5 protein-coding genes, 1 tRNA gene and 1 pseudogene are annotated in these 3,217 nt (G+C 42.2%); 5 read left to right on the forward strand and 2 right to left on the reverse strand.

Features of this window, described 5'->3' with window-relative positions:
- Position 1 precedes the first annotated feature (1 nt).
- The 3 genes from Q0191_RS07575 to Q0191_RS07585 all read left to right on the forward strand — a co-directional run bounded on the left by Q0191_RS07575 (position 2) and on the right by Q0191_RS07585 (position 1,368).
- Positions 2 to 89 (forward strand) — tRNA-Ser (locus tag Q0191_RS07575).
- Positions 90 to 299: 210 nt separating this feature from the next.
- A complete protein-coding gene (locus Q0191_RS07580) occupies positions 300 to 680 on the forward strand; it encodes a CidA/LrgA family protein (RefSeq protein ID WP_045499562.1) in 381 nt (126 codons plus the stop codon).
- Positions 673 to 1,368: an LrgB family protein gene (locus Q0191_RS07585; RefSeq protein WP_015604519.1), complete on the forward strand. Its 696-nt coding sequence runs from the start codon at positions 673 to 675 to the stop codon at positions 1,366 to 1,368. Before Q0191_RS07580 ends, Q0191_RS07585 begins: the two co-directional genes overlap by 8 nt.
- Positions 1,369 to 1,421: 53 nt before the next feature.
- On the opposite strand, the gene Q0191_RS07590 is transcribed toward Q0191_RS07585, so the two are convergent.
- Positions 1,422 to 1,970: an NADPH-dependent FMN reductase gene (locus Q0191_RS07590; protein WP_297665278.1), complete on the reverse strand. Its 549-nt coding sequence runs from the start codon at positions 1,968 to 1,970 to the stop codon at positions 1,422 to 1,424.
- 87 nt (positions 1,971 to 2,057) lie between these two features.
- Positions 2,058 to 2,504 carry a MarR family winged helix-turn-helix transcriptional regulator gene (locus tag Q0191_RS07595; protein ID WP_297665279.1) on the reverse strand — a complete coding sequence of 149 codons (447 nt, stop codon included), beginning with the start codon at positions 2,502 to 2,504 and terminating at the stop codon, positions 2,058 to 2,060.
- An 85-nt stretch (positions 2,505 to 2,589) separates the two neighbouring features.
- Here Q0191_RS07595 and Q0191_RS07600 point away from each other — a divergent pair, with 85 nt between their 5' ends.
- Both Q0191_RS07600 and Q0191_RS07605 read left to right on the forward strand, forming a co-directional pair.
- A complete protein-coding gene (locus Q0191_RS07600; RefSeq protein ID WP_297665281.1) occupies positions 2,590 to 3,078 on the forward strand; it encodes a DUF5590 domain-containing protein in 489 nt (162 codons plus the stop codon).
- A pseudogene (locus Q0191_RS07605) lies at positions 3,075 to 3,217 on the forward strand (aspartate aminotransferase); the annotation flags it as partial. The gene Q0191_RS07600 and the pseudogene Q0191_RS07605, both read left to right, overlap by 4 nt.

Here is a 3,217-nt window from a genome sequence, read left to right on the forward strand (position 1 = left end):
TGGAAGATTACTCAAGAGGCTTAAGAGGCTGTGTTGGAAACGCAGTAGGCGTGTAAAAGCGTGCGTGGGTTCGAATCCCATGTCTTCCGTTGTATTTCAAGAAGCGCCTAAAGGCGTTTTTTTGATAGCAGGACGAAGAACGACAATCACTTTGTTTAATGCTAGACCCGTAGAATGTAGAAGTAAGGATATTATGTAAGAAATCAGATGGATTCGTTTCCATCTTTTTTATTTGAGAAAAACCTTGAAATTTTTCTGAAAAGGAGTAAACTGTACATAGAAAGTTTCGGAGGTTCTGCATGAAATTATATGTCCAGTTGATGATTATTTTCTCGATTTCCATCATTGGAGAGGGGATATCAAGTGTCTTCCATCTTCCCATTCCAGGTAGTATTATCGGCTTAATCTTGCTATTTCTTGCTTTGCAGTTTAAGTTATTGAGGCTCCGCCACGTCAGTATGGTCGGAAACTTCCTGTTAGCCAATATGACTATTCTTTTTCTGCCGCCAGCGGTTGGTATTATGGATAAATTTCACGTGATTGCTCCTTATCTGTTGCCTATTGTTTTGATTATTCTTGGTGCCATTGTTTTAAATGTGATCGTCATTGCCCTTGTCGTACAGTTCATCAAGCAGCATTTTGAAGGCGATTATGAGGAAGGAGGGATGGATCATGTCTAATCTATGGAGTAACCCGCTATTTGGCCTCGCCTTGTCTATTTTTGCCTACCTCATCGGGATGCTGATTTTCCGTAGATTTCCACATCCTTTGACAACGCCTCTCCTTTTAGCGGCGATTTTGGTCATTGCCTTTTTGAAATTAACGGGAATTTCTTATAAGGATTACTATGTCGGTGGGGCTTATTTGAATAATTTAATCGTTCCGTCAACGGTTGCTTTGGGAATTCCGCTTTATAAGACCTTTCACCTGATGAAACACCACGCTCGCAGTATCCTGCTAGGAACCTTTGTGGCTGTAGTGGTCAATACGACTTTCACGGCTCTGCTTGCAAAATTCTTTGGGATGGACTTCTTTTTAGCGATTTCCCTATTCCCAAAATCTGTCACAACAGCGATGGCAGTGGGTATTACTGATAAAATGCAGGGCTTGACAACTGTTACCTTGGTGGTTGTTGTGGCAACAGGTATTTTGACAAGTGTCATGGGACCCACTATTCTAAAACTGCTAAAAATTAAGGATCCAGTAGCAGTTGGTCTAGCTTTAGGTGGCACGGGGCATGCAGTTGGTACCGGAACAGCCTTTAAATATGGACATGTTGCTGGAGCTATGGCAGGTCTTGCAATCGGCGTGACAGGAATCATGTATGTGATCGTCAGTCCAATCGTCGCAGCTATTATCTTAAAATAAAAAAACATGAAGCAGTATTTCTGGGAAATCTTGCTTCATGTTTTTATTTTATCTTAGTTGATAGCTGCTAGGAGGGCATCTGCTTGGGCAGACAGCTCAGCAAGCTTGTCTTCTGAAAGGACTAATTGACCAGTTCCCCAAGCTTCTGGATTGATACCGACACCAGTAAATTGATCAACCACATCCATACGAATGAATGGAAGGAGGCTACGGTAGTGCTTGAAGACCTCATCAGGTGAAGTGCCGTTAGCAACAGATGAGACAGTCACCACTTTGGCGTTGAGGGCAGAAGGACCGCTAGGGTCTGACAGATCAAGTGCGCGTGAAGTCCAGTCGAGCAAGTTTTTCACAACGCCTGGGATGGCCCAGTTGTAGACAGGTGAGAAGATCCAGATAGCATCAGCTGCAAGGATTTCTTCACGAACCTTGGCAACAGCAGCTGGAGCTGGACTTTCGATATCTTGGTTAAAGAATGGTACATCCTTGTAGTCCAGATAGGAAACCTCAGCTTTACCAGCCAGAGCCTTTTCTGCTTGAGCTGCCAACTGATGATTGAATGAACCTTGACGAAGTGAGCCAACAATAAATAGTACTTTAGACATACATGTGTCCTCCATTTTATCTTTATTTAAGAGGTGTCCCTCTTGTTACTATCCATGTTACAACAATTGTCACTAATTAGCAATAATTTAGCTCAGCTTTTTGAAAGTTTTTAAGAGACGTACTAATTCTTCTTGGTCGTTTTGGGAGAGTAGAGCAGTCATGTGGCTGATATTGGCGATGTGCTCTGGCAAGACAGCCTCGATTTTTTTCTGTCCTTGGTCGGTTAGTTGGATGAGGAAGGAGCGGCGGTCATTGGGATCGCAGCTACGACTTATCCAGCCATCTCTTTCCATGTTTTTGATAACAACCGTCATATTTCCCGATGTAGCCAGCATGCTATCAATCAAATCTTGAATCCGCAACTCTCCTTTGCTATATAAGGTTTCTAAAACGGAAAATTGGGTTGGCGTCAAATTGTGCTTTTTAAAAATTTGAGCTTCGAGATTACGAATGGTACGCTCCGCCTTATGGAGCACGATAATTGTCTTGAGGTCCAGTAGAGTATCCTTGTCTAGGTTTTCAGTTATTTTCATAGCAACATTTTATCAATAAGTAGTAATAAATGCAAATGTGATAAAAGTCCTAGAAAAATCAGGCTATTTGTAGTATAATGATTCAGTGAAACATAAAATTAAAGAAAAGGCTGAATTTCCTATAAGGCACTATGCTATCGGGCTTTTCCTCGTCCTCACGGCGCTTGTTTTTTCATTTTTTACGATTTTGCACCTTGCTATCGAGCCTTGGCAGTCAGCCAAGGAGGGCTCTCAAAAAATCGCTAAGGAATATGCAGATTTGGAAAGTCTGACGAGCTTTTCGATTTACAATGGCAAAGAGTCCTACTATAGCTTGATTGGGACAAATAGTAAAAAAGAGGAAGAAGCTGTTCTGATTGCCAAAAATTCAAACAAGATCCATGTCTATCGGTTGCAAGATGGTATGAGTCAGGCAGAGGCAGAGCAGCTGGCCAAGGAAAATGGAGCGACCTCTATTGATAAGACTACTTTTGGTTATTTAGACGGTCAGCCTGTTTGGGAAATTAAGTCTGGAAGCACTTATTACAATATCGGATTTGAAAGCAAGACATTGCTCAGCAAGGAGGGGCTATGAAATTATCCAATCGTGTTTTAAATATGGACGAAAGTGTGACTTTGGCGGCGGCAGCCAGAGCGAAAGCTTTGAAAGCGGAAGGCAGGGATATCCTTTCTTTGACCTTGGGAGAGCCAGATTTTCCGACGCCTAAGAATAT

Origin of the sequence: uncultured Streptococcus sp., from assembly GCF_938036805.1 — a bacterium.
GTDB lineage: Bacteria > Bacillota > Bacilli > Lactobacillales > Streptococcaceae > Streptococcus.